Annotated in this window: 25 protein-coding genes and 1 tRNA gene; 6 read left to right on the top strand and 20 right to left on the bottom strand. The window is 36.4% G+C overall.

Annotated elements, in window-relative coordinates:
* The first annotated feature begins 7 nt into the window (after positions 1-7).
* Positions 8-745 (top strand): ABC transporter permease, encoded by a 738-nt coding sequence (locus Q0874_RS05210; protein ID WP_299160287.1) that lies wholly within the window; start codon positions 8-10, stop codon positions 743-745.
* Complete coding sequence (locus Q0874_RS05205; RefSeq protein ID WP_299160285.1) at positions 745-1512, top strand: ABC transporter ATP-binding protein; 768 nt, start codon at positions 745-747, stop codon at positions 1510-1512. The genes Q0874_RS05210 and Q0874_RS05205 overlap by 1 nt, the downstream gene beginning before the upstream one ends.
* Positions 1513-1517: 5 nt before the next feature.
* Here Q0874_RS05205 and Q0874_RS05200 read toward each other — a convergent pair whose 3' ends face one another.
* From Q0874_RS05200 to porV, 9 genes are all read right to left on the bottom strand, one after another.
* Positions 1518-2975 (bottom strand): DUF389 domain-containing protein, encoded by a 1458-nt coding sequence (locus Q0874_RS05200; RefSeq protein WP_299160283.1) that lies wholly within the window; start codon positions 2973-2975, stop codon positions 1518-1520.
* A 2-nt stretch (positions 2976-2977) separates the two neighbouring features.
* Entirely contained in the window at positions 2978-4075 is a 1098-nt protein-coding gene (locus Q0874_RS05195; RefSeq protein WP_299160281.1) for a mannose-1-phosphate guanylyltransferase, read from the bottom strand.
* A gap of 3 nt (positions 4076-4078) precedes the next feature.
* The gene (locus Q0874_RS05190) at positions 4079-4681 is read right to left on the bottom strand and encodes a SprT-like domain-containing protein (RefSeq protein WP_299160278.1); all 603 of its coding nucleotides are present in this window, start codon (positions 4679-4681) and stop codon (positions 4079-4081) included.
* Positions 4682-4783: 102 nt separating this feature from the next.
* Positions 4784-5464 carry an SDR family oxidoreductase gene (locus Q0874_RS05185; protein ID WP_299160275.1) on the bottom strand — a complete coding sequence of 227 codons (681 nt, stop codon included), beginning with the start codon at positions 5462-5464 and terminating at the stop codon, positions 4784-4786.
* Complete coding sequence (locus Q0874_RS05180; RefSeq protein WP_299160272.1) at positions 5465-6490, bottom strand: M28 family peptidase; 1026 nt, start codon at positions 6488-6490, stop codon at positions 5465-5467.
* A gap of 117 nt (positions 6491-6607) precedes the next feature.
* Complete coding sequence (locus Q0874_RS05175) at positions 6608-8263, bottom strand: pyruvate dehydrogenase complex dihydrolipoamide acetyltransferase (protein WP_299160270.1); 1656 nt, start codon at positions 8261-8263, stop codon at positions 6608-6610.
* Positions 8264-8267: 4 nt separating this feature from the next.
* Positions 8268-9266: a pyruvate dehydrogenase (acetyl-transferring) E1 component subunit alpha gene (pdhA, locus tag Q0874_RS05170; RefSeq protein WP_299160268.1), complete on the bottom strand. Its 999-nt coding sequence runs from the start codon at positions 9264-9266 to the stop codon at positions 8268-8270.
* A gap of 190 nt (positions 9267-9456) precedes the next feature.
* A complete protein-coding gene (cdd, locus tag Q0874_RS05165) occupies positions 9457-9942 on the bottom strand; it encodes a cytidine deaminase (protein WP_299160266.1) in 486 nt (161 codons plus the stop codon).
* A 136-nt stretch (positions 9943-10078) separates the two neighbouring features.
* Positions 10079-11227: a type IX secretion system outer membrane channel protein PorV gene (gene porV / locus Q0874_RS05160; RefSeq protein WP_299160264.1), complete on the bottom strand. Its 1149-nt coding sequence runs from the start codon at positions 11225-11227 to the stop codon at positions 10079-10081.
* Positions 11228-11691: 464 nt separating this feature from the next.
* Between porV and gldJ the strand changes: the two genes are divergently transcribed.
* Together gldJ and murF are read left to right on the top strand one after the other, a co-directional pair.
* On the top strand, positions 11692-13362 hold the full coding sequence (gldJ, locus tag Q0874_RS05155) for a gliding motility lipoprotein GldJ (RefSeq protein ID WP_299160262.1): 1671 nt from the start codon (positions 11692-11694) through the stop codon (positions 13360-13362).
* 65 nt (positions 13363-13427) lie between these two features.
* The gene (gene murF / locus Q0874_RS05150; RefSeq protein ID WP_299160260.1) at positions 13428-14702 is read left to right on the top strand and encodes a UDP-N-acetylmuramoyl-tripeptide--D-alanyl-D-alanine ligase; all 1275 of its coding nucleotides are present in this window, start codon (positions 13428-13430) and stop codon (positions 14700-14702) included.
* A 182-nt stretch (positions 14703-14884) separates the two neighbouring features.
* Here the strand turns inward: murF and Q0874_RS05145 are convergent.
* A tRNA-Val gene (locus tag Q0874_RS05145) sits at positions 14885-14959 on the bottom strand.
* A 209-nt stretch (positions 14960-15168) separates the two neighbouring features.
* Between Q0874_RS05145 and Q0874_RS05140 the strand changes: the two genes are divergently transcribed.
* A complete protein-coding gene (locus Q0874_RS05140) occupies positions 15169-15933 on the top strand; it encodes an exodeoxyribonuclease III (RefSeq protein ID WP_299160258.1) in 765 nt (254 codons plus the stop codon).
* Between the two features lie 4 nt (positions 15934-15937).
* Here Q0874_RS05140 and Q0874_RS05135 read toward each other — a convergent pair whose 3' ends face one another.
* Entirely contained in the window at positions 15938-17191 is a 1254-nt protein-coding gene (locus Q0874_RS05135; protein WP_299160256.1) for a sodium:proton antiporter, read from the bottom strand.
* Positions 17192-17443: 252 nt separating this feature from the next.
* Between Q0874_RS05135 and Q0874_RS05130 the strand changes: the two genes are divergently transcribed.
* A complete protein-coding gene (locus tag Q0874_RS05130) occupies positions 17444-17914 on the top strand; it encodes an Hsp20/alpha crystallin family protein (RefSeq protein ID WP_299160254.1) in 471 nt (156 codons plus the stop codon).
* A 122-nt stretch (positions 17915-18036) separates the two neighbouring features.
* Here Q0874_RS05130 and Q0874_RS05125 read toward each other — a convergent pair whose 3' ends face one another.
* The 9 genes from Q0874_RS05125 to Q0874_RS05085 all read right to left on the bottom strand — a co-directional run bounded on the left by Q0874_RS05125 (position 18037) and on the right by Q0874_RS05085 (position 26032).
* On the bottom strand, positions 18037-18816 hold the full coding sequence (locus Q0874_RS05125; RefSeq protein ID WP_299160252.1) for a patatin-like phospholipase family protein: 780 nt from the start codon (positions 18814-18816) through the stop codon (positions 18037-18039).
* A gap of 150 nt (positions 18817-18966) precedes the next feature.
* Positions 18967-19188, bottom strand: coding sequence for a DUF6327 family protein (locus Q0874_RS05120; RefSeq protein WP_299160250.1), 222 nt, complete (start codon positions 19186-19188; stop codon positions 18967-18969).
* Positions 19185-19535 carry a hypothetical protein gene (locus Q0874_RS05115; protein ID WP_299160248.1) on the bottom strand — a complete coding sequence of 117 codons (351 nt, stop codon included), beginning with the start codon at positions 19533-19535 and terminating at the stop codon, positions 19185-19187. Before Q0874_RS05115 ends, Q0874_RS05120 begins: the two co-directional genes overlap by 4 nt.
* 6 nt (positions 19536-19541) lie before the next feature.
* Positions 19542-19871, bottom strand: coding sequence for a YtxH domain-containing protein (locus Q0874_RS05110; protein ID WP_299160246.1), 330 nt, complete (start codon positions 19869-19871; stop codon positions 19542-19544).
* 110 nt (positions 19872-19981) lie between these two features.
* Positions 19982-21172, bottom strand: coding sequence for an acetate/propionate family kinase (locus Q0874_RS05105; RefSeq protein WP_299160244.1), 1191 nt, complete (start codon positions 21170-21172; stop codon positions 19982-19984).
* Positions 21173-21185: 13 nt separating this feature from the next.
* The gene (gene pta / locus Q0874_RS05100; protein WP_299160242.1) at positions 21186-23279 is read right to left on the bottom strand and encodes a phosphate acetyltransferase; all 2094 of its coding nucleotides are present in this window, start codon (positions 23277-23279) and stop codon (positions 21186-21188) included.
* Positions 23280-23428: 149 nt separating this feature from the next.
* Entirely contained in the window at positions 23429-24277 is an 849-nt protein-coding gene (locus tag Q0874_RS05095) for a universal stress protein (RefSeq protein ID WP_299160240.1), read from the bottom strand.
* Positions 24278-24328: 51 nt separating this feature from the next.
* On the bottom strand, positions 24329-25171 hold the full coding sequence (locus Q0874_RS05090) for a universal stress protein (protein ID WP_299160238.1): 843 nt from the start codon (positions 25169-25171) through the stop codon (positions 24329-24331).
* A gap of 9 nt (positions 25172-25180) precedes the next feature.
* The gene (locus Q0874_RS05085; protein WP_299160236.1) at positions 25181-26032 is read right to left on the bottom strand and encodes a universal stress protein; all 852 of its coding nucleotides are present in this window, start codon (positions 26030-26032) and stop codon (positions 25181-25183) included.
* Positions 26033-26108 lie beyond the last annotated feature (76 nt).

Raw genomic sequence — 26108 nt, 5'->3', positions numbered from 1 at the left:
TAGTTTTATGAATTATATCTCATCAATTGGCAGCTATTCCCTTATGGTTCGCGAGGTTTTTAAAAAACCTACAAAGTGGTCAATAATGAAATCTTTAATTTTAAAGGAAATTGATGAACTAATATATGGTTCAATGGGGATCGTTATCTTCATTTCCATTTTTATGGGAGGAGTTGTTGCTATCCAAACGGCCTTAAATCTTACAAATCCATTTATTCCGAAAGACTTGATTGGATTTGCTACCAGACAATCTGTAATTCTTGAGTTTGCCCCAACATTCACATCTATCATAATGGCAGGGAAAGTGGGCTCTTATATCACCTCCAGTATAGGGACAATGCGTGTAACCGAACAGATAGATGCTTTGGAAGTTATGGGGGTAAATTCTCTTAATTATTTGGTGTTCCCTAAAATAATAGCCATGTTTCTTTATCCTTTTGTAGTGGCTATTGCTATGTACCTGGGAATCTTTGGAGGGCTAATTGCCAATATATTGGGAAATCACAGCACTTCTACAGAATTTATTCAAGGAATACAATTAGATTTTATCCCTTTCCATGTAACCTATTCCTTTATTAAATCTGTGGTTTTTGCATTTATAATTGCTACTGTTCCATCCTTTCACGGCTATTATATGAAAGGAGGGGCCCTGGATGTTGGAAAAGCGAGTACAACCTCTTTTGTTTGGACCAGTGTGGTCATTATTATAACCAACTTTGTTCTTACCCAACTATTACTAGGCTGATGATAGAAGTAGAAAACCTGCATAAATCGTTTGGAGATGCCCATGTATTAAAGGGCATTACTACTTCTTTTGAAAAAGGAAAAACCAATCTTATTATAGGACAAAGTGGCTCTGGTAAGACAGTATTTATGAAGTGTCTTTTGGGTTTAGTTGTACCAGATGAAGGAACAATTAGTTATGACGGCCGAATGTTTTCGAAGTTGTCTGGAAGAGAAAAACGAGATTTAAGGCAGGATATGGGAATGGTATTCCAGGGAAGTGCATTATTTGATTCGATGACGGTTGAAGAAAATGTAATGTTCCCAATGGATATGTTTACCCAGCAGTCCCGATCTGAAATGGAAGACAGAGTAAATATTGTACTTAAGAGGGTAAACCTCATAGATGCCCATAAGAAATACCCGGCTGAAATTTCAGGAGGCATGCAAAAAAGAGTCGCTATAGCCAGGGCAATAGTTATGAATCCGAAGTATTTATTTTGCGATGAGCCAAACTCAGGCCTGGATCCTAAAACCGCTATTTTAATAGATAACCTAATTAATGAGATCACAAAAGAATTTGACATTATTACTGTGATTAATAGCCATGACATGAATTCTGTTATGGAAATTGGTGAAAAAATAATCTTCCTTCAGCATGGTATCAAAGAATGGGAAGGTACAAAGGATGAAATTTTTAAAACCGACAATAAGGCGGTTACTAATTTTGTCTATTCTTCAGAGTTATTTAAAAAGGTCAGGCAAATGTATATAGAAGAGCGAAACTAACCTGCTTATTGCTTTACCTGGACACTATTATCATTCAATCGCAACTTTAACCATTTACTTAGTTTTTGAGTATCCTCTTTAATATCTCTCCGCTTTGCGTCTTTTTTCCATACTACATCGAAAATTGGTATTGTATCAATCTTGGTAAAGTCGGTTGTTATTTTATAAGCAAACCCCAGGCTATCCAGATTTTCAAAATTAGTTTTAGCTTCGGCACTGATCTGTTGAAATGGAATTTGCTTTGTGGTAAGCTTACTCATTTTAGCTAATTCAGATTCCAGAAGATTTATGCGTTCATCTTTATTTAATAGTTCCGCCTTTTTGGATTCGTATAATTCGTTAATATAATTGAACTTAATTTCAGAATCATCCCTGCCTCCCTGAACAATTTTTAATTCCGTATTTTCCAGTCTGGAAAATGTGTTTTTTTGCGCTATCCAGCTGGTAATAACATTGTCAGGTATAAGCTCATCTCCCATACAAACTAATTCAATTGTAGATTCGCCATTCCTGTTATAGTTAATTTCTGTAAGGTTATCTAAATACCTTCCCCTATCCTTAAATTTATATACTTCAATAGTCTGTTGAATTAAATCCTGTGCCTGGCTCATATATCGCGATTTCTGCCATACGTTATAAAAGGTAATTATGGCCGGAATCATAACCAATAGAGCTATTAAAGTAGTGATCCTGGCTAAAAATCGTCTCTTTTTCGAATTAATGTATTTAACCATTGGAAAACGGAGGAGCTTAAGAACAATAACTGTGGCAACGGCAATGAAAATAGTGTTGATGATAAAAAGGTAAATAGCCCCGGTTGCATACTCCCAATTACCAATTGCCAGTCCGAATCCCACCGTACATAAAGGTGGCATTAGAGCCGTTGCAATAGCCACCCCAAAAATTACGGTAGCTACCGTTCCCCTTTTTGCTCTGGCTATAACCAAAGCGAAACCGCCAAAAAATGCGATTAGTACATCTCTTATATCCGGCTCTGTCCTGGCTAATAACTCAGAGGATTCATCTCTTAACGGAAAAAATTCAAAAAATAAATATGCTGTAAGTATACTAATGACGACCATTACCGTAAAATTCTTCAAAGAACGCCTAAGCGTATCAATGTCATTTATGGCAATGGACATGCCCACCCCTAAAATAGGACCCATCAGAGGAGAAATAAGCATAGCTCCAATTACAACAGCCGTAGAATTAGCATTTAGACCAATAGAAGCTATGAATATTGAACATATCAATATCCAAATCGTATGCCCTTTAAAAGGTATGTCGGCAATAATAGCTTCCTTTGTGGCCTCCTGATCGGTATCCTTACGTATGTTTAAAAGGTCCGTAAGAAATTTTTTGGTACTTCCTAAAAATCCCTGAAAATCCTTTTTCGCTTGTTCTCCGCTAAGATTCTCATCAGTATCGGATAATGGGTTTTTATTATCATAATCTTCATTCATAATTATATGTATTGGTCTCCAAATCGCTTTTTTACTTCTGCCAAAACACTTTTTATAGATTGTTCCTTTGACTTGGGGTAAATCATTAAAACTCCTTCTTTATCGACAATTATATAATCCTTTAATCCATCAATAACCGCAATTTTATCTTTTGGTAATCGAATCATATTTCCCGAAGCATCCTCACTTAAAACTTTACCGCTAACAATAGCATTGTCATCTTCATCTTTCCCGAGTTTATGATATAACGAACCCCAGGTACCCAGGTCATTCCAATCAAAAGTAGCGGGAAGAACAAATATTTCCCTGGCTTTTTCAAGGATGGCATAATCGATTGAAATATTATCTGCTTTTGGATAATTTTTATCGATAAAATCTTTTTCTCCTGAAGTATTAAAAATCTCATATCCGGAATTGAACAACTCATATTGCTCCAATTGAAATTCCTTGAACGCCTCTAAAATAGTTCTGACGCTCCAGATAAAAATGCCGGCATTCCAAAGAAAATTCCCTTGTTTTAAAAATGACTGAGCTGTCTCATAATCCGGTTTCTCTCTAAATTGATTGACTGCAAATAAGCCTGAACTTGATTCTTGCGATCCTATTTGTTCAAATTCAATATAACCAAATCCCGTATTAGGGAAAGTAGGCTTTATACCAAGGGTGCATATTACTTCCTCCCTTTCACATTTATCAAAACAACTCTTAACATTGAGCTCAAATGCCTTTTCATCTTCTATCCAATGGTCACTGGGAGCCACAATCATTAATCCCTCAGGATTCATTTTTTTTATTTTTAAAGCTGCATATAAAATACAAGGGGCTGTATTGCGCATTACAGGTTCCAAAATCACCTGATTAGAGCTTATCATAGGAAGCTGACTCAAAACAAGCTCATTATACCTTTCATTAGTAAGAATAAGAATGTTTTCTGCAGGTATAAAGTTGTTGAGACGACTAAAGGTTTTCTGTAAAAGCGTATCACCGGCACCCAACATGTCATGGAATTGTTTTGGGTATGCAGATGTGCTAACCGGCCAAAACCGCGAACCTACTCCCCCAGCCATTAAAACCGCATAGTAGTTTTTATTTTTTTTCATTTCTTATTTATTAATTACAACCTCAACTTCCGCATGGGGTTGAAACAGGTATACCCTTCCCGATGAGATTTCAACACACTCGTATCTTTTTACTTTTCTTTGCCCCTTCTTAAATAACTTCCCGTTATACAACTTAAAAACACTTCCGGAAGGTAATTCAAAAACTTGAATTTTATCAGTAGGAATATCATAAGCTTTCAAAGCTATGGACAAATGAGCATCTGTAGTGCTGCTGGCTTTGGGGTTTCTAAAATGTTTTGCAAGGATTGGTAAAAGTGAGGAAGGAAATATTTCCGGTCTAATAAATGGAAGCATGAGGTACTGAAAAGTCTGCTTCCATTCCATGCCATGAGGTTTTATTCTTCTTCCAAATTTTTCAAAAGCTACCAAATGTCCAATTTCATGAATAAGTGTTATTAAAAAACGATATTTATTAGAAGTTGCATTAACGGTAATTTGATGCGAACCATCGGGCATGAGGCGATAATCTCCATGGCGGGTTACCCTCTGGTTAACTATTTTTAGGTTTACATCATTTGCCTTTATAAGTTCAAGACAAGGCGTGACCGCATTCTCAGGAAGGTATTTTAACAATGTTGCGTTCATTGAAGTAAAAATAGTTTTTATTGTTTTTAGCCCTGCAATAAAGATCTTTTTTGTAAAGCAAAAGAGACAAAATAAATTTAAGAAAGTAAAATATTCCCTAAATCAAGGGGTAGTACTACTTACCTGTAATAGTTTCCCATTGTAATAGCGCTGACCTTTTAATGCAAAATCCATAATATAATCTGCCATATCCTTTGCCGTTATAGGTGCTTTATACCCCGGAAAAGCCTCTTCCAACATTTCTGTCTGGACTGCTCCAATGGCAAGCACATTAAACGAAGGTCCAGTTTCTTTAAATTCTTCAGCCCATAATTCGGTTAGTGTAATAACTGCGGCTTTACTGGAACTATAGGCCGCAAGCCCGGGGAATTTAACGCTACCCTGTACACCACCCATTGAACTAATGGTTATAACATGCCCACCTTTGGTCATTTTCGGAATGAGCAGTCTGGTAAGTTCCGCAACACCGAATACATTTACTTTATATATTTCTTCAAATTCCTTTCTGGTTGTTTGAAGAAAAGGCTTGTTTAATAATTGTCCGGCATTGTTAATGAGGATATCTACTGTTTTCCAATTATCTTTTAAAAAATATTCAAGCTTTACAAAATCTTTGTCTTTGCAAATATCAAAAGGAAATGCAGTAATATTGACTTCATTTAATTCCTTAACAGGCTTATCGTTTCTGGAAAGGGCCAAAACCTTATGTCCACTTTGGGCAAAAAGGCGGGCCAATTCGTATCCAATACCCCTGCTACATCCTGTAATTATAACATTTGCCATTTAATAATACTTTATTTCTTGTTCGGGGGAATTTGAAAATCCTTCCAACACAGGTATCATATTATTTATGAGCTGGGCCATATGTTCAAAATCCATTTGGTCTACCTCATCACCCACCTTGTGGTAGAAATTAAAATTGGTGAAATCAAAAGTGCAGTAGGTCTGTGAAGGAATATTAAACTCGTTGTGAAAAGGATAATTATCCGATCTTTGAAAAAGGCCAAATTCTTTTGCCGTGGGTAAAAAACCAACTAAATTTTTATTGGCATATTTATTAGTTTCCTCTGCCAGATTGGATTTATCATAACCTGTAACATACATCATATAGTCCTTATCTACCATGGGAACACCTGTCATCTCGAAATTAAGCATCAGATAGAGGTTAAGCCCTTCTTCCTTCAATTTTTTGGCCAGATGATTGGATCCAAGTAAACCCTTCTCCTCGGCACTAAACAGGGCAAAGATTAGGCTTCTTTTATTACTTTTAGAATTCCCAAAATACCTTGCCAGCTCCAGTACTGTAGTTGTCCCGGAGGCATTGTCATTAGCACCATTGGCAATAGCATCACCGTTTTCGGCTATTAGTTCTCCAATATGATCATAGTGCGCCCCAATAATAATATATTCATTTTGAAGTTGCTTATCGGTTCCTTTCAGAACGCCAACAATATTATAAGCCGGCTTTTCAAAATTGGTTAAGGTGTCCTTAAATGTCCGGAAATAAGGCTTTAATCCATTTTGAACAAAAATACCTTCTATAAATTCCGCAGCTTTTTCTATCCCTTCACTTCCTGAATCCCGACCTTTTAAGGCATCAGATGCCAAAAAGTTCATTATTCCGAGCACTCTGGTGCTATCTGAAAATTTACTTTTTGGAATTTTCTTTACAGTAGCAGTCTCGGTTTCCTTAGCATTGTTCTCCGCTAAAGTATTTCCCAAATTTCCTTTAAGCCCGTCCGGGCCAGCAGGGGCATTAGTGGATTGGGCCTTTTTTAAAGAACCACAGGCCGTTAAAAAAGATAGCACTAAAAGTAAAATTACATGCTTTAATTGTATTCTAAATAATAAAAGGTACCCTAAGTATTTGGGATACCTTATACTATGCAAAGTCAAACGTTTTTTCAAGAAATAGATTTTATTTTATCAAGCTAACATGGTAACAGGATTCTCCAGATAAGCCCTTAGGGTCTCTAAAAACTGTGCACCTGTTGCGCCATCAACCGTTCTATGATCACAAGCCAGACTAATCTTCATGGTATTTCCTACGACTATTTGTCCGCTTTTAACAACAGGCTTTTCAACGATAGCGCCTACTGAGAGAATGGCAGAATTAGGTTGATTTATAATTGATGTAAACTCAAGAATACCAAACATACCCAGGTTAGAAACCGTAAAAGTACTTCCTTCCATTTCGGCAGGAGTTAATTTTTTAATTCTAGCTCTACCCGCCAAATCTTTAACCGAAGTTCCAATCTGCGTTAAGCTCATCTGATCTGTAAATTTTAATACAGGCACTACCAAACCGTCGTCTACTGCCACAGCCACACCCACATGAATGTGCTGATTATATCGGGTAGTATCTCCATTCCAGGATGTATTAACCTGAGGATGTTTTTTAAGCGCCATGGCACAGGCCTTGACCACCATATCATTAAACGAAACTTTGGTGTCCGGAAGACTATTGATCTTTTCCCTGGAAGCCTTGGCATTATCCATGTCAACCTCAATCATTAAGTAATAATGAGGAGCCGTAAACTTAGATTCACTCAATCGTTTGGCTATTACCTTACGCATTTGAGAGTTTTTCACCTCTTCAAAATGTTCTTCACCGGTTGGAAGGATTTGCGGTACAGTTACTTGACTCTCCGGAGTTGTTTTGGTTTCAGCTACCGCAGCAGGAGCAATTACTTCCTTAGACGGTACAAAATTTTCTATATCTCGCTTAACAATCCTTCCATGATCTCCGCTACCCTTAACAGCCATAAGATCTATTCCCTTTTCCGTAGCAATCTTTCTCGCTAATGGAGAAACAAATACCCGCTGTCCTGAATTTAATGGTTGTTCCTCTTTGTTCTCTTCATTTGTTGCTTCCTGAGGAGCTATTTTCTTTGTCTCGGTATCCGCAGTTGTTTCCGTCTTTGAAGAAGGTTTGGACTGCAATACTGCCTCAACATTTGTTCCGGCCGGACCAATTATGGCCAATACTTCATCAACAGGTGCCGATTCACCTTCCTTAATTCCTATATAAAGAAGTTGCCCTGAGTAAAAGGATTCAAATTCCATGGTTGCCTTATCTGTTTCAATCTCGGCCAGTATATCGCCTTCTTCCACTTCATCTCCTACCTTTTTTAACCAAGTGGCAACAGTACCTTCTTCCATAGTATCACTGAGACGTGGCATTTTAATAATCTCAACGCCTTCCGGAATTTCACTTGAAATATTACTTTCTGCTTTTACTGAAGGATCTTCTGTTTTTTCTGAGGTCATTGTCTCCTCAACAGTTTCAACTTTATTATTTGATATTCCCTGGTTACCGTTTAATAGAGACGAAATATCTTCTCCTTCGTCCCCTATTATTGCCAATAATGTATCAACCGGCGCGCCATCTCCTTCAGCAATGCCAATATGCAGTAAGGTGCCTTCGTGAAAGGATTCAAATTCCATGGTGGCCTTATCTGTTTCTATCTCAGCCAAGATATCTCCCTCTTCAATCTTATCGCCAACATTTTTTAACCATTTTGCAACGGTACCCTCTTCCATGGTATCGCTTAATCTGGGCATATTTATTACTTCAGCCATTTAGTTATAATTTGTGTTGTACAAAGGGATAGTCTTCTTGTTCATAAACCATATCGTAAAGCTGTTCTACCGGAGGATATTCAGACTCTTCTGCAAATTTCTCACACTCTTTCACAAGATTTTTCACCCTATCATTAATCGCTTTAATTTCCTCTTCAGAGGCGTATTTCTTCTCTTTAATAACATCAAGAACCTGGGTAATAGGATCTATCTTCTTATATTCTTCAACCTCATCCTTTGTCCTATAGTGTTGAGCATCGGACATGGAATGTCCTCTGTAACGATATGTTTTCATTTCCAGGAATGTAGGTCCTCCACCACTTCTTGCTCTTTCTATTGCCTTACTCATTTCCTCAGCTACCGTTAATGGATCCATACCATCAACAGGGGCACTAGGCATTTCATATCCTAATCCAAGTTTCCAAATATCTGTAGTGTGAGCAGTTCTTGCCACAGAAGTTCCCATCGCATAACCGTTATTCTCACAAACAAATACGACCGGTAATTGCCAGAGCATTGCCAAATTAAAGGTCTCATGCAGTGAGCCTTGTCTTACAGCACCATCACCCATATAGCAGAGAGTTACTGAATCTCTTTTAAAATACTTATCGGCAAAAGCCAATCCGGCACCCAAAGGTATTTGCCCTCCAACTATACCATGACCTCCATAGAACCTATGTTCTTTTGAAAAAATATGCATAGAACCACCCATTCCTTTAGAAGTACCAGTTACTTTTCCATATAATTCCGCCATTACTTTTCTGGGGTCTACACCCATTCCTATCGGCTGAACATGGTTCCTGTAGGCTGTAATCATTCTATCTTTCGTAAGGTCCATTGCATGTAAGGCTCCTGCTAAAACAGCTTCCTGACCATTATACAGGTGCAAAAATCCACGAACTTTTTGTTGAATATATACGGCAGCCAGTTTATCTTCAAACTTTCTCCAGAACAACATTTCTTCGTACCATTTTAGGTATACCTCTTTGGTGGCTTTTTTCATCAAATAATTTTCTTTTTAGTGTACTTGTTTTTTGCTGAAAAATTCAGATGTGAATAGTTCAGGAATATCAAGGGAAAACAAAAATACACATTAAATCAATAGTGAAAAAAAAATGATAAAAAAGGTATAAATGAAGTATAAAAAAAGAACTTGTGGTTAAATCTAAGTTCTTCACGAGAATAAATAAAGATTATTTTAGATAGGAACTTCCAAATGCCAAAGGAAGGATATCTTCCAGGGATTCGCATTTAAATATTTTACCTGAAGCCCCCATCATTATAATAGCTATTGGTGAATTTTGTTTTTGCTCATATTCAGCAATGGCTTGCCTGCAATTTCCACAAGGCGCTGCAGGCCTGTCTACAATATGGGTTTTAGATGATACACTAATGGCAATTGTTTTTATTTCAACTTTGGGATATTTTGCACCTGCCTGGAAAATAGCAACCCGCTCTGCACATAAGCCAGAAGGGTAAGAGGCATTTTCCTGATTATTACCTATTACGATTTCCTCATTAGCCAGAAGAATAGCTGCTCCGACCATGAATTGTGAATATGGAGCATAGGCATTTTCTCTGGCTTCCACTGCAATTTGCATGAGTGCTTTTTCGCTTTTCGAAAGCTCATCCAAAGTATCAAAAACCAATAAATCAAAGGAAATCCTGCGTTTTTCCATAAAATGAGATAAATATCCAGGCTAACCGGAGTTAAAATTAAATGTACTTTATTTTAGATAGCTGTGCAAAAATTGCTTCTTGCCTAAATAAAAAAACCTGTCCGGGGGACAGGTTTTTTTATTTATCTAATTTTTATTAATCATTATAATATTCCTCCCCTAAATTAAATGTGAGCGCAAAACGCAACGTGTTTTCAAGAGGGTTCTTCACTTTTGAAGTCGAGAAGAGATATGAAAGATCTATCTGAACTGATTTAAATTTAAATCCAGCTCCAAGTGTAAAGAATTGTCTTGATCCTTTAAATTCACTTTCGTGAAAATAACCTGTTCTAAACATAAAAGCATTCTGATAGGCGTATTCGGCACTTAATGCCCAGGTTACTTCCTGCAGTTCTTCTTTAATCCCATCAGGTGCATCTCCGAATGACTTAAACACACCTTCAAAAAATCCAATTTGCTGATATATCTCGTTATCTGCAGAATCTATTACCCCATCGTCATTAAAATCCTGGGGCGTAGGCACTAAGAGTTTGTTGAATTCCAAATTTAAACCCAGCACATTATCCTGATCAAAAATAAAATCAAAACCTCCGCCTATACCTAAATTTGTTGGTAAAAAATTGGTTTGACCACCTTCATCATATTGCATTTTACCTCCAAGGTTTGAGATATTAAAGCCAGCTTTCCATCTTCCATCAAAACTATTATAAGCTATTTCCCTGGAGCGAAAGTAACCCGCAACATCTACTGCGAATGAACTTGCTGCCTGTGAATCTACATCCCCATTTTCAGGTAATTTAAGATTTGAATTAATAAATCTTCCTGCAATAGCCATAGAGAATTTATCGCTTAATTTTAATGCGTATGAACCATCTAAAGCCAATTCATTGGGTTTGGCTATGGTGCCCGGGTCTCCGGCAAATTGTCTTAATTCTATTTCACCTAAAGTAAAATAACGCAAACTGAACGCAAAAGCGCTCCTATCGTTTATTTTATTATAAAAACTTCCGCTTAATAAGGAGACATCTGTAATAATGCTTTCCAGATAAGGAGTGTAACCTAAACCTATACCCATTTTTCTTTCCGCAAATGCAAACTTAGCAGGGTTCCACTGCTGCGAAAATGCATCGACAGACGTGGAAACGCCCATATCTCCCAAGCCACCAGACCTTGCGTCTGCAGCTATAGTTAAAAACGGAACTGCGGTAGTTATTACCCTATTCTGCTCCTGTGCAGATATCTTAAAAACTAGGGCAAATAAGGCTAGAACAACTAATTTTCTCATTTTCGTCATGTAACATTCAATTAGTCCAAAATTGTAAATCATTGTTAACTAATCATCTACTATATTTTGTCTTATTACTTGTTAAGTAACGAGCATTTCAAAAATATCTTGCATTTAGAGGTGTTTTATTTTTCAATTTGGTCTAATAAAGCTGAATATCAGTACTTTATTTAGATTACAATTTAATTCTAACTTCATTAGATTAAAAGAAGTGAAGCAGAGATTATCCCTAATAATTTAAAAGAAATGTTTCCATCCATACTATATTATGTTTTGGGCCGTTATCCAAATGGACAAGGTCCCAATAAATCTTGCCTGTGCAAATGGGCAAAAATATTTTCGGAACTATAAAATATTATGTGATAATCACCGTTTTATAAGCCGAAACCGACACAATTTTATTTAAATATGCTATCAAATTGCGCTAAATGTTGTTTGATATTGAACTTAAGTCCTAAATACAGATGAAAAAACAGTTGATCAAAGTTGTACTTTCTTGTGCAGTGATAATGGGAAGTTTTACATTTAATAGTTGTAAAAAGTCTTCCTCATCATCAAAGAATGTTTCAAGAGCTACAGGCTGGAAAATAAACTCCAAAGAGGGTGGTTTTCAGTACAATTCTGACTTTAAAGAACAAGAAACAGGTCCGGGACTTGTTTTTGTAGAAGGAGGTACATTCACAAAAGGAAAGGTACAGGATGATGTAATGCATGACTGGAATAATACTCCTAGCTCACAGCATGTTCAATCATTTTATATGGATGAAACTGAAGTAACCAATGTAATGTATAAGGAGTACCTCGATTATCTTAAAGCGGTATACCCACCAGAAAACCCTAAATATGCCAATATTTACAAAGGTGCTCTTCCGGATACTTTAGTATGGAGAAACCGATTAGGTTTTAATGAAACCATGACGAATAATTACCTTAGACACCCGGCATATTCAGAATATCCGGTAGTTGGTGTAAATTGGATACAAGCTGTTCAGTTTGCCGAATGGAGAACAGACAGGGTAAATGAAGCAATGCTGGAAAAAGAAGGCTATTTGGCTCAGAATGCTAAATACCAGGCAATGTCCGGTGAGGTGGAAGGTACTTTTAGTACTGAAGCCTATCTAAACCGTCCCGAATCTGTATATAATGGACAAATAGATTCATTACAAGGCAAAATGAAAAAAGATTCTGTTTCTAACTTTGCCACAAGAAGTACTGGTATTATTATGCCCGCTTACAGGCTACCCACGGAAACCGAATGGGAGTATTCCGCTGCTGCCTTACAAGGAACAAGGGAATACAATAATTACAGGGGTAGAAAAAAATATCCATGGGAAGGCGACTATACCAGAAACGGCCAGCGTGTTGGCAGAGGTGATCAGTTAGCAAACTTTAAGCAGGGAAAAGGTGACTATGGCGGTATTGCAGGGTGGTCCGATGACGGTGCTGATATCACCGCACAGGTAAAATCTTACAAACCCAATGATCTTGGCCTATACGATATGGCAGGTAACGTTGCGGAATGGGTTGCCGATGTTTATCGCCCAATTGTGGATGATCAAATAAGTGATTTCAATTACTACAGAGGTAATATTTATATGAAAACGGCCATTGGCGAAGATGGGAAAGTAACTATTCTTCGAGACAGTGTAATTTTTGACACCTTACCCAATGGCAAACTCGTAGCTGTAAATCTACCTGGAGAAATAAAAATGGTACCGGTAGATGAACAGGAAACCTATTTGAGAACCAATTTCTCAGATAGTGACAACAGAGGCTACAGGGATGGTGATGCTGCTTCATCCAGATTCTTTGACCGCTTTGCAGGGGATGATGAAGAGGATCCGGCTCGAAAGATGTATGATTCTCCTAAACACAAAGTAGAGCGTGATTCTGCCGGACTAATTGTTCGTCAGTATGACAAAAGCAATAATAGGTCGACACTAATTAATGATGAAGTGAGAATATACAAAGGTGGGTCATGGAAAGATAGAGCATACTGGTTAGATCCCGCCCAAAGAAGATTTTTACCTCAGTATATGGCCACGGACTATATCGGATTCAGATGTGCTATGTCCAGAGTTGGCTCTAAAGCAAAGACCAAAAATAAAACGGTAAGAGGCAAAAAAGCCAAATAGTTTTATCTATAAAATATGAATTGAGCCCTGATGTTAGCATCGGGGCTTTTTTATATATTTGTTTTATGACAATTGAGAAATTGCACCAACTTTTTTTAAAGTATCCTCAGGTCTCCACTGATACCCGTAACATTCAACATAATTGTATTTTCTTCGCTCTTAAGGGTCCAAATTTTAACGGTAATAAATTTGCGTCTGAAGCCATAAGGAATGGTGCGGCATATGCTGTTATAGACGAAGAAAAGTATGTAAAAGGCGAGGCTTTTGTGCTAGTAGATGATGTCTTAAAATCCCTTCAGCAGTTAGCAAGCTATCATAGAAATTATTGTAATGCAAAGCTTATTGCACTCACCGGGAGTAATGGAAAAACCACCACTAAAGAATTGATATTCTCGGTGTTATCTAAAAAATTTAAGACAATTGCAACCAAGGGTAACTTAAATAACCATATTGGAGTTCCTCTTTCGCTACTTAGCATTAAAAAAGATACAGAATTCGCCATCATTGAAATGGGTGCTAATCATAGAAAAGAGATTGAATTTTTATGCAATATTGCCCAACCCGATTATGGCTATATCACTAATTTTGGGAAAGCCCATCTGGAAGGCTTTGGAGGTGTAGAGGGTGTTATAAAAGGTAAAAGTGAACTCTACGACCATCTTATTGTGAACAAAAAATTTATTTTTTTAAATGCAGATGATGTAATTCAGGAAAAAAAATTAAGAAGTTACCCCGGTAAATTTGGCTTTAGCACTTCTGATGCTAATTATTATAGGATAAATTATTTGGGAGCACATCCTTTTGTTAAGCTGGAAGCAGAAAAAACCGAAATTAACACTCAGCTGATAGGCAGTTATAATTTTACTAATTGTTGTGCTGCAGTGCTTATGGGAAAATATTTTAATGTTCCATTAGAGGATATAAAAAATGCGCTTGAAGCCTACCTTCCGCAAAACAATCGTTCACAGATTATAGATAAGAAGGAATATCACATTATTCTTGACGCTTATAATGCAAATCCGAATAGTATGGAAGCGGCCCTGATAAACTTTATGAATTTTCCAGGGAGTGAAAAAACTGTTTTTCTGGGTGATATGTTTGAACTAGGTGAAAAAGCCAATGAGGAACATCAAAAAATTGCTGATCTCGTCGCAGGGATGAAATTCGACAGGGTTTTTTTGATAGGAAAGAATTTTTACAAAACGAATTCTGACTTCACAAAATTTGCAACTTTTGATGACTTATCCAGCTTCCTTAAAAGTAATAAGTTAAAAAAAGGGAACCTCCTTATTAAGGGATCCCGGGGCATGGCCCTGGAAAGAATTCTGGATTATCTATAAACCAGTAATTTCTGTGGAGTGCATTGGATTATCTAAAAAAGATGAACCAGGATTGGTGTACCTGTATTCAAGCAAAAAGTACCTTTAAAACTGTTTTCTATTTTCGGTCATTTTCCGCCAAACAAGTTCGGCGTAATTTCCCTCAAAGACAAAACCACACCTATGGCGTGGCTTTTTGCGTGTGGAGTGTATTGGATTCGAACCAACGACCCCCGCCCTGTCAAGGCGGTGCTCTAAACCAACTGAGCTAACACTCCTGGGATTAGTATAAAGGTTCGTTATTAAACCACTTACTAAAAGAGGCTGCAATATCGTAAAATTATCGGGATCAATCATAAATTATAAAGCAAGAACATTAAGAAAAGAATTTTTAAGAGCCATTTTAGTTTCAGGTTTTTAAGGAGAACTAATAAATGCCTCTATATGACTAAAGTGTGTTATTTTTATTCAAATTAAATTTTGTAAAATGAAGATCATTTCTTGGAATGTAAATGGCATCCGGGCCATCATTAAAAAAGAATTTTTTGAGTCTATAAATGTCTTGGATCCTGATGTCCTATGTATTCAGGAAACCAAGGCACAGGATATTGAGGTAGAAAAAGCTTTATTACCCCTAAAAGATCATCATCTTTATTGTAATTCGGCAGAAAAAAAGGGATACTCCGGCACCGCGATTTTAAGTAAATACAAACCTATTGCGGTCAGCTTTGATATGGCTGTATCCGAACATGATTCGGAAGGAAGAATAATCTGCGCTGAGTATGCTGATTTTTATTTAATTAATGTTTATGTCCCCAATTCGGGCCAGCAATTAGACCGATTGCCTTATCGCCACCAGTGGGATGCAGACTTTCTCAATTATTTGAAAGAAAAGGAGAAAATAAAACCGGTAGTTGTATGTGGGGATTTCAATGTTGCCCATCGGGCTATCGATTTAAAAAATGATAAATCGAACTACAATAAAACCGCAGGTTACACGCAAATAGAAATTGATGGAATGGACAATTTCATTACGTCAGGTTTTGTCGATTCATTCAGATATTTCAATCCTGATGAAGTAGCCTATACGTATTGGAGTTATCGTTTTAAAGCACGTGAACGGAATAATGGTTGGCGAATAGATTACTTTTTGGTAAGTAATTCTTTAATGTCAAAAGTAAAATCTTCAAAGATCCTTCCCGAATTCTTTGGTTCTGACCATTGCCCTATTCTATTGGAAATAGCCCTATAATCCGCTAAATCCCGTCATTCTTTCTTCTGAGTATTTTAACCAATTTTCCAACACTAAGCCCTTGAACAACTATGGAGAAAATTACTACCGTGTAGGTCATAACCAAAAATAATTCTCTATGCATTTCTGCCGTGAGGCCTAGTGCGAGTGCTATGGATATTGCACCACGTAACCCTCCCCAGGTCATTATAAGGTTGGTATTGGGAACAAAATCCAGACGTGTCTTAAACAAATTTACCGGAATAACCAGGGAGACATACCTGCAAACTAAGGCAATAGGAATCGCAAGGAGTCCTGCCAGTACAAATTCGAATTCAAGGTCCAAAACCAATAATTCCATTCCTATAAGGACAAAGAGTATGGTGTTTAAAAGAATATCTATCAGCTCCCAAAACTTGTCCACATAATTTTCTGTGACTGCAGACATTGCATGTCGCCGTGCTTCATTTCCACCAACGATTAATCCTGCAACCACCATAGCCAATGGTGCAGAAACGTGCAGGTATTGTGCAACAACGGTGCCTGTCATAACTGTGGCCAAAGTTATAATGACTTCAATATTATAATCGTCTATAGATCTCATTAGCTTAAATGTAATCCAGCCCAATAAGGCCCCAAGAAGTAATCCCCCCCCAACCTCGTGTACAAAAAGAGTAAGAACACTCGTAAAAGAAAAGTCTCCACCGGTTCCATTAGCCAATCCGAAAATCGTCAGAAAAATTACTACGCCAACACCATCATTGAAAAGCGATTCACCTACAATCTTAATTTCCAGTTTTTTAGGCACATCAGCTTTTTTTAATATCCCTAAAACGGCAATTGGATCTGTTGGAGATATAAGGGCTCCAAAAAGAAGACAATTAATAAGTTGCACCTCTAATCCTATTCCCTGTAGCAAAAAATATACAACAGTACCTATGAGCAAAGTGGATGCCAGAACACCAAAAGTTGCAAAAAACAGTATAGGCCATTTTAGTTCCTTTAGTTTTTGTAAATCGGTATGCAGAGCCCCGGCAAAAAGCAAAAAACTAAGCATAATATCAAGCAGTACAGACCTGAAATCTATTTGTGTTATGATGTAGCGTTCTGCGTTTAATAAAGTATCATCAAAATAGCTAAGTGCAAAAATCCCAAGAGTGAAAAATATAGTAATTACGGTTAGCCCTATTGTGTTTGGCAGCTTAATGTATCTTATGTTGAGATAACCAAACAATGCAGATATAAATACCAGTATACTGGTAATGATAAAGTAATCCATAGGTTACGAATATATTCAAATTCTCTGAAATTTTGAATCTGAAGGCAAATATTACATGATAACAGCAATATGATATTTTAAGAAATTCATTTATAATTTTAAAAGTTCTCAGATAATTTATTTCAAAGTTTTATGGCCTTGATTATTTAGAAAATGAAAAAAATGGCATGCAACTGATCAATATCATTCCGAAAATTAGATGTACTCTTTACATTCGTGTCTCAATTAATGTTTAACCTAAAATCTAATATTATGTCACTAGTTAAATTTAAAAAAAGGACAAGACCTTTTGGAAACCTAATTACTTCCGATTTTTTTGACATGGAGAATTTCTTTGACGACAAATTTTGGAATCGTGGATTAGTAAACGATCGTTTCTGGAATGCAAGATCCGGAGAACCTGCTTTAAATATTATGGAAAAAGAAGACCACTTTGAAATTGAATTGGCAGCACCTGGCTTCGCTAAGAAAGATTTTGAAATCACCATTGATGAAGGATACCTCAATATTTCTGCAAAAAAAGAGGTTAGTAAAGAAGAAAAGGATGAAGATTACACCAGAAAAGAATTTAGTTATAATGCATTTGAAAGATCCTTGCTTTTACCAGAAAATGTAAAAGAAGAGGAAATTAAAGCCAAATACAGTGACGGAATTCTAAGCTTTAAACTAGCAAAAAAAGAAGTGGCTCTAAAACCAAAACCAAAAGTAATTGAAATTAGTTAAAATTTCATTTTTTAGTAAAAATGCCCTTTTTCTAAGATCTTTTAATCGTCCATGTAGTATAAGGTCTTGAATGAGGGCATTGTTTTTTCCATAATTTAGAATAAAGACTCCATAAACCGTTTTTAGCTATCTTCTTTTGGCAATTGAAGATTATCCGGATTTTTCAAAGCCTTTATAGCCGCCTGATACCCCAAATCAAAAACAGCATCCACATCATTTATTGAAAATGTACTGTGATTGATTAAATCCTTAGGTGAAATTACCAGATTACAATCTCCAAATTTAGAAAGTGCATCCATAGCTGAGCGTATCTTATAAGCACGCTCCAGGACATTGTAAGAATGTTTTAATTCATCTAACTCTATTTTAAGAAAGGGATTTACATAAACCCCAATGATCTGATCACAATAGTTTTTAATCAGATCTACAGGGAAATTGTTCAACGCTCCTCCATCTACATAATACGAATCTGCTATTTTTATTGGCGTAAAAACCCCTGGAAATGCCGCTGACGCCAATAATGGCCGAATAAGCTCTCCTTCAGAAAAAACCTTTAAACTACCATCCAGAATGTTAGTTGCAGTGATGAATAAAGGAATTTTCAGACTCTCAAAATTATCGGCAGAAAAGAATTCAGAGAACTTGTTATAAAATTTTTCAGTATCAACAAAGCCGGGTTTGCCAACCGCATAATTGTTAATACTAAATATATTTATCTGCTTTATAAATTCGAGGATTTGTTTCCAATCTACACCCCCTGAATATAATGCGCCAATTATCGCACCAGCACTGGTTCCTGAAATATGAGTAATCTCGAAGCCATATTCATCCAAAGCCTTTATTACTCCTATGTGAGCAATACCCCTAAATCCTCCCCCAGACAATACTAAACCCGTATTCATGAAATTTACTTAATAACAGTAAAGGTACCTTTTTACTCACAAGAAATTTAGAAAACAAAAAGATATAAATAGAGTATAAATTTCAAAAAAAAAATGACCATAAGTATTAGTTTAAACACCTATGGCATTTTTAGAAATCTTTATAAATTGCTATTCTGACAGTCTTTTTTTCTTAAAAACCCTAGTTAAAATAAAGGGAATCATCACTTTGGCAACAAAACCATCAAAACTTCTAATTAAATTAAAGGGATAGAAATACGTTTTAAGTTCTTGCAAACTATACTTCGTATACTCCTTGTTGATCTCTCTTTCAAGAGCGAGGATTTTCAAATCTTCATCAATTTCCCTAAACGAGTTGTATTTTCCTATCATGGTCCTTCAAAAAAGTATTTAGAAAACAATTGCAGTAAAGGTTTATTTAACCTATCGCGAAATAGATAACCTATAATGGCAAACAACAGATATAAAAACCCAATTATAGCGAATCCATAAATGGTATTATCCATTGCGTGACCCAAGGCAAAAGAAGCCGCCAAGCTCAAAAATATCAAAGCCAAAATAACTATTGTACCAACCAACAACACTTTGGCCAAAAAGGTAACCAAAACCATGGATATCTTAAAACTTTTAAGCTTGGCGTATTCTATGCTATGCTCCACATAGGAGCTGACATTTTCGTCTAATTCAGAAATATTTTGTCTTAATCCTTCAAAAGCCATAATAGCCTACTTCTGTAATTGTGCATTTTTCTTTCTGATCTCTTCAAGCTTACGCTCTAATTGAACAATAATTTCATCTGCTTTGTAACTCATTGTAGAGATGGTATCCTCTAACTTTTGTTCAAAAACTTCTTTCTTCTCGTCTGCTACTTTGGTGAGTTCATCCTTGGCATGAGAAATTCGTTCTGTTAGATCGTGCTTGGTTTCAAGTGCCTTATCCTTAATTTTTTTTCGGGTTTTAATCCCTTCGTCAGGTGCATATAAAATTCCTATACCTGCTCCTATTGCTGCCCCTGTTAAAAGAGCTAACAAAACATTACTACTGTTGTCTGACATGATAAATTTTTTTTAGGTTAATATTAATAATGGATCAAGTTAAGACATAGACTTTCTATACGAAATGATTAAGATCATTTCACATAGAAATTTTAGCGTATTTTTTTATATCAGGAGGTTTTGAGCAAGTCAAAGGTTTGCTTTGCAATTTCCAATTCCTCATTCGTAGGAATGACCAAAATTTTTACTCTTGATGAGTCATTTTGTATTTCCCTAATTCCATGGGATTTTTGCGCATTCTTCTGCATGTCCAAATCAATTCCAAGAAAGTCCATCTCAGAACAGACAAGTTCCCTAAGATAACTGGAATTTTCACCTATCCCCGCTGTAAAAATTAAGACATCCAGTCCATTCAAGACAGAACTGTAGGCTCCAATATATTTTTTGATCCTGTAGGCATTCATTTCCAGGGCTAACCGGCATTTGGCATCACCTTCATTAGCTTTAGCCTGAATTTCACGTAAATCACTATACCCGGTAAGTCCTAGCATTCCACTTTTCTTATTGAGCAAATCATTTACTTCCCGCAAACTATAGCCCAGCGATTCTACAAGGTAAAAAATCATAGAATGATCAATGTCTCCACTTCTGGAACCCATAATAAGTCCATTTGAGGGAGCAAAACCCAAACTATGGTCCATACTTTTTCCATTATAGACGGCAGTAATACTGCAGCCATTACCTAGATGAATGCTAATAATCTTAGCCACTTTTTTATCTAAAAAGCTTATGGCCTTTTCTGTAACATATTTATGACTAGTGCCGTGGAAGCCGTAAAGCTGTATTCCGTGTTTCGTGTATAATTCATCCGGTATTGCATATTTACGAGCCTTCAAGGGAATAGTTTGATGAAAGGCGGTATCAAAGACCGCAACCTGTTTGGCATTTGGAAATAATTCTTCAGCAATCAATATCCCTTCCAGGTTATGTGGATTATGCAATGGAGCCAACTGACTCAAATCTCCAATCTTATCTTTTACTTCCTGGGTAATAATTGTAGTTTCAGAAAAAGCAGTTCCCCCATGGACTACCCTGTGCCCAACGGCATCTATTTCATTTACGTCGGTAATAGCTCCGTTTGCAGGATCCAAAAGTAGTTCTATAACCCGATTAAGCCCTTTTCTGTGGGATGAAAACTGCTGTATTTCATTAGTTTCGTAATCAACCTTTGTATACTTCAAATTTCCATTTTCCAGTCCTATTCTATCTACCATGCCAGAACACAAAACGCTTTCTGATGGCATATGCATTAACTGAAACTTTATAGATGAACTCCCTGTATTAATAATTAGAATATTCATTGAAATAATTAAATTATAATGCCTGGGCCTGGATGGCAGTTATAATAACTGTATTAAATATATCATTAACTGTACTTCCCCTGCTCAGATCATTTACAGGTTTATTTAGTCCCTGAATTATTGGTCCAATAGCCAGGGCACCGGTTTCTCGCTGCACTGCTTTGTATGTATTATTGCCCGTGTTAAGATCCGGAAAAATAAAAACACTTGCCTGTCCGGCTACTTCAGAGTCAGGCATTTTTGTTTTACCTACAATTTTATCTACTGCGGCATCGTATTGAATTGGGCCTTCAACTTTAAGATAAGGTGCTCTCTTTTTAACAATCTGAGTAGCTTCGCGCACTCTTTCTACATCTTCCCCTGAGCCTGAAGTTCCGGAAGAATAGGAAAGCATGGCTATTTTGGGATCTATTTCGAATGCCAAACTGGTGGCGGCAGATGTAATTGCAATTTCAGCCAATTGTTCTGCATTCGGATTCGGATTTATTGCACAGTCGCCATAAACCGAAACCCTATCTTCCAGACACATAAAAAACACGGAAGAAACGATAGATACATTAGGTTTGGTCTTAATTAACTGAAGCGCCGGTCTAATAGTGTGTTGGGTGGTATGAACAGCCCCGGAAACCATGCCGTCTGCATTCCCTTTATAGACCATCATTGTTCCAAAATAAGAGATATCTGCCATAAGATCCTGTGCCATGGCCTTATCTACATTTTTATGCTTGCGTAATTCGTACAGCGTATTGGTATAATCTTCAAAATAAATTGAATTTATAGGATCTATAATGCTAATTTTTTCAAAATCAAGTAGCAAATCCAATTGTCTTGCCTTTTCCTTTATCTGTACCGGATCGCCTAAAAGAGTTAATTTAACAGCATCTGCATCGATTAGTTCCTTAGCTGCTCGAAGTATGCGTTCATCTGTACCTTCCGGCAAAACAATATGCTTTTTGACACTTTGGGCCCTTTTAAGGAGATTATACTGGAACATTCGTGGAGTAATCCCGTTTGCTTTAAAGGTTATTAGACGCTCAGCTAAAGCATTTATAGGCAGAAATCTTGTAAAGTCCTGAATTGATCCCTCTATTTTTTGTTTATTCTCCGCGTATATTTTAGGACGTATTGCACCAACCTTATTCGCAATAGAAAAAGTACCTCCCTGAACCGAGATGATAGGAACTACTTCCGAGAGACCTTCGATTAACTGAATAACCGGATCTTCAGGAACAAGTCCCCCCGTAAGAACAATTCCTGAAGCGGTTGGGTAATTTGAAGATAGGTTGGCCTGCAAAGCTCCCAGAATAATATCAGATCTATCACCTGGAGTTATAACCAAACCATATTCCTTAAAATGAGTGAGATAATTTCGTAATTGCATCGCCCCCACACTAAAATTACTCACCTGATTATTTAAAAAGTTATGACCAAAAAGAACCTCTCCTTCCAGTTCTTTAACAATCTCTTTCATGGTGGGATTACCCAGGGCCGGATTTAAAGGAATAGTGCCAATTAGCACTTCGGCCGGAAGTGCTTTTAAAAGACCATTGGTTACCAGGGTTACATTTTGAGGTTCTACTTTATTGGCAACTACCATCAAAACTTCAACACCCTTATTGGTAAAGGAATCATAAGCGAGGTAAAGGTTATCAACCAATTCTTCCAAGGTTTTGCCCACACCGCTTGCCAGAATAACTGTGGGGATTCCAAGGTTTTTCGCCATGTAAACATTAATGTCCCATTCTATAATTGATCCTTCCCCAGAAAAATCGGTTCCCTCAACCAATACAAAATCAAAACGAGATTCAATGGCTTTATACTTTTCTATGATCTTGTCTAATACCTCATCACTCTTATCCTGATTGTATTTATGGATTACCTCACTTCTCGTGCAAGCATAGGCTTCATTATATTCCATTTGTATTCCAAAGTAGGAAATCACCGTATTAATATGATTGTCCTTCTCCCCGGGTCCGTAATCATCTATTATTGGCCTGAAGTACCCTACTTTAGCAGCTTTCCCCAATAATAAATGCATCAGTCCTAAGGATATTATCGATTTACCGCTATTGGGCTCGGTAGTAGCTACATAAATGGCTTTGCTCATTGATACCAGAATTTTCAAAGTGCAAATTTATGGTATTCTGTTTACTCAAACGATAATCTATCCTTATAAATAGTTTAAGGATTGATTAAGGCTTATAAATAGTTAAAAAGGTTTTTATTTTTTGAATTTGCGAAGCTGAATAAAAGAAATTACTCCACTTCCGGAAGGACCAAAAAGGGGATCTTTGTTTTAAACGCTACTTTTTTGACCACTGGCTCGTGCGTTAACCCTTTAAAAAAACTATACTGAGAATTTATCATTGCTATCAACCCTGCGTTTTTCTTTTCAGTCAGATCGTTGATTTTTAAAGCAATGTTCGGATGATAGTCAAATTCTTCAAAAACACTGTCCTTCTCTCCTAATAAATTGTGCAGCAATTTCTTTAATTGTAGTTGTTCCTCGTTTAATTCCTTTTCCTCATTGATATGAATAACATTAATTCTGGCCTTACGAAGTTTGGCAAGATCCAGCAATGGCTGTAATTCGACACGTTGATACAGGTGTTTAAAATTTGTGGCAAATAAAATTTCATTAAAAGGGCTAAAATCATAAGAATTGGGAACCGCAATAACCGGACAAAAGTTAATATTCTTTATAACACTAACTGTATTACTACCCATAAAAATTTCACCTAAACCAGAAGCTCCCTGGGTTCCCATAATAATATAGTCGGCATCTTTGTCTATTACTTCACGACCAATAGCATTTAATAAAGAATCGGCAACCAGTACACCTTCAAATTGGTGTTCTGCAACCTTATTTATTTTATTTAAATGATTTACTATTTTATTAAGCTTTCTTTCAGATTCTTTGGCCGTAATCTCATGAAGTCTGGTATCATGTTCTTTGTTTATTGCACTTATTAAGCCCGATGGACTAACCTGGTGTGCATGAATTATAATGAAAGTACAAGGTGATTGTTCAAAAAGAAATGTTGCATATTTTATTGCATGCCATGCGTTTTTTGAAAAATCTGTAGGTAAAACTATTCGAATCATTATACTATATTATTATTTGATCATATTGTAGCTGACACTAAATTACCCTGCTCATTGCGGCAGAACCAGCAATGGTATTTGTGTATGAAAGCCCACTTTTTTTACCACAGCTTCACGGGTTAGTTTCTCTATAAAAGTATGCTCATAATTAATTAAAACAATAATATCTGCTCTGCTCTCTATCGCAAACTTACTAATTGAATCAGCCACACTCACCTCAATCTCTATATTGTGAAAGGAATGCTCAACGTTACCCAAACGTTTGATCAAAACTTTTTTATTAGAAAGTTGCTCATCATTTAACGAAAATTCCTGTGCTATGTGAACTATTAATATTTCTGAATTCCAAGTTGTTGCCAGTTCTATAAGCGGCTTCAGTTCATATTTTGTGTAGGGTCTTGTATACTCTGTAGGAAACAAAATCTTATTTAAGCCTTTAAAATCATGTTTACTTGGAACGGCAAATATGGGGCAGCTGTTTATCATTTTAATGAGCTCTACTGTATTGCTTCCCATAAAAATTTCTTTGGCTCCCGTAGCCCCTTTAGTTCCCATGACAATTAGGTCAATATCTTTTTCATTACAAATTTCCTTTACCGCATTTACCATATCATTGGATACAGAACGTTTTTCAAAAGTGTGGTTTTTATTTACATGATTTTTTTCTAAATATTGTAATATCTTGTCAAGTTCAATTGAAGAATTTTTTGCAAGAGAGTCGTAGATTACCCCCAATCTTTCCTTACTCTTGTCTCCAAGAATATTTGCAAAACTGGGTTCATACGTATTTAAAAGCAAAAAATGACATTCTATATGTTCGTGCATTTTCAGAGCTGCGAAAATCGCATTCCATGCATTATTTGAAAAATCGGTAAGCAATAAAACATTTTTCATCTGTAACTGTTATTTAACCACCTTGGCTGTATCTCTAATGACCAGGAAGGGTATTTTTATATGAAAACCTATTTGATCTACATTTTGTTTTTCAAAAATTCGTTCAAAAAATGAATGTTTTCTATTCATCATCATAAGGAGATCAATCCCATTCTTCTGGACATAATTTAAAATTGCATTTGGCATTAAACTACCTTTTAATTCTGTAAGGGTCGTTGACAAACCATCTAAACGACGATATAGCGCCATCTTATTTTCCTCCTGACTGGCGGTCAGATCGTACTCCTCTTTTACATGTAAAACAATAAGTTTTGCTTTATTCATTTTGACCATTTTTATAGCAGTACTCAATTCGTTATCCTTATAATTTGTCAAATAGTCTGATGGAAGCAATATTTTTTCAATTTTTTGGAAGGTATAGTTTTCCGGTATTACCAAAACCGGTGCAATAGCCTTTCGGAGAACATAAACCGTATTTGACCCAAGAAATATCTCTTTAGCCCCGGTTGCACCTTGAGTTCCCATCACCACCATATCAATTTCCTTCTCTATAGTCACTTCATTGATTTCATCTGTAAGTGTATTGAAGGCTGAAATGATATTATAGCTATGATTTGGATTTTTATAAGATTTCTTAACATCTTTAAGTGTTTTTTCTAGACCGGCCAGTGAAATATCAACGCCAGAATCGGGAATAGCACTAAACATAGGCCCCCCCAGCATATAATCCATCCGGTAAAATGAGGGGGTATACGTATGCAGGAAGAAAAAGTTACATTTTTCATTTTTAAATAACTCCATGGCATAACTAATGGCGTTCCCGGAATTTTTAGAAAAATCTGTAGGAAGAAGTATGTTCATAATAATGGTATTTATATCTCAATCTCAAATTTACTGAGCATCAGAGATGATAACTATGATATTAATCAGTAGAATC

This window comes from uncultured Eudoraea sp. (genome assembly GCF_947490415.1).
Lineage (GTDB): Bacteria > Bacteroidota > Bacteroidia > Flavobacteriales > Flavobacteriaceae > Eudoraea.
Note: the sequence above shows the minus strand (reverse complement) of the source record. Positions and strands in the feature narration are given on the sequence as shown.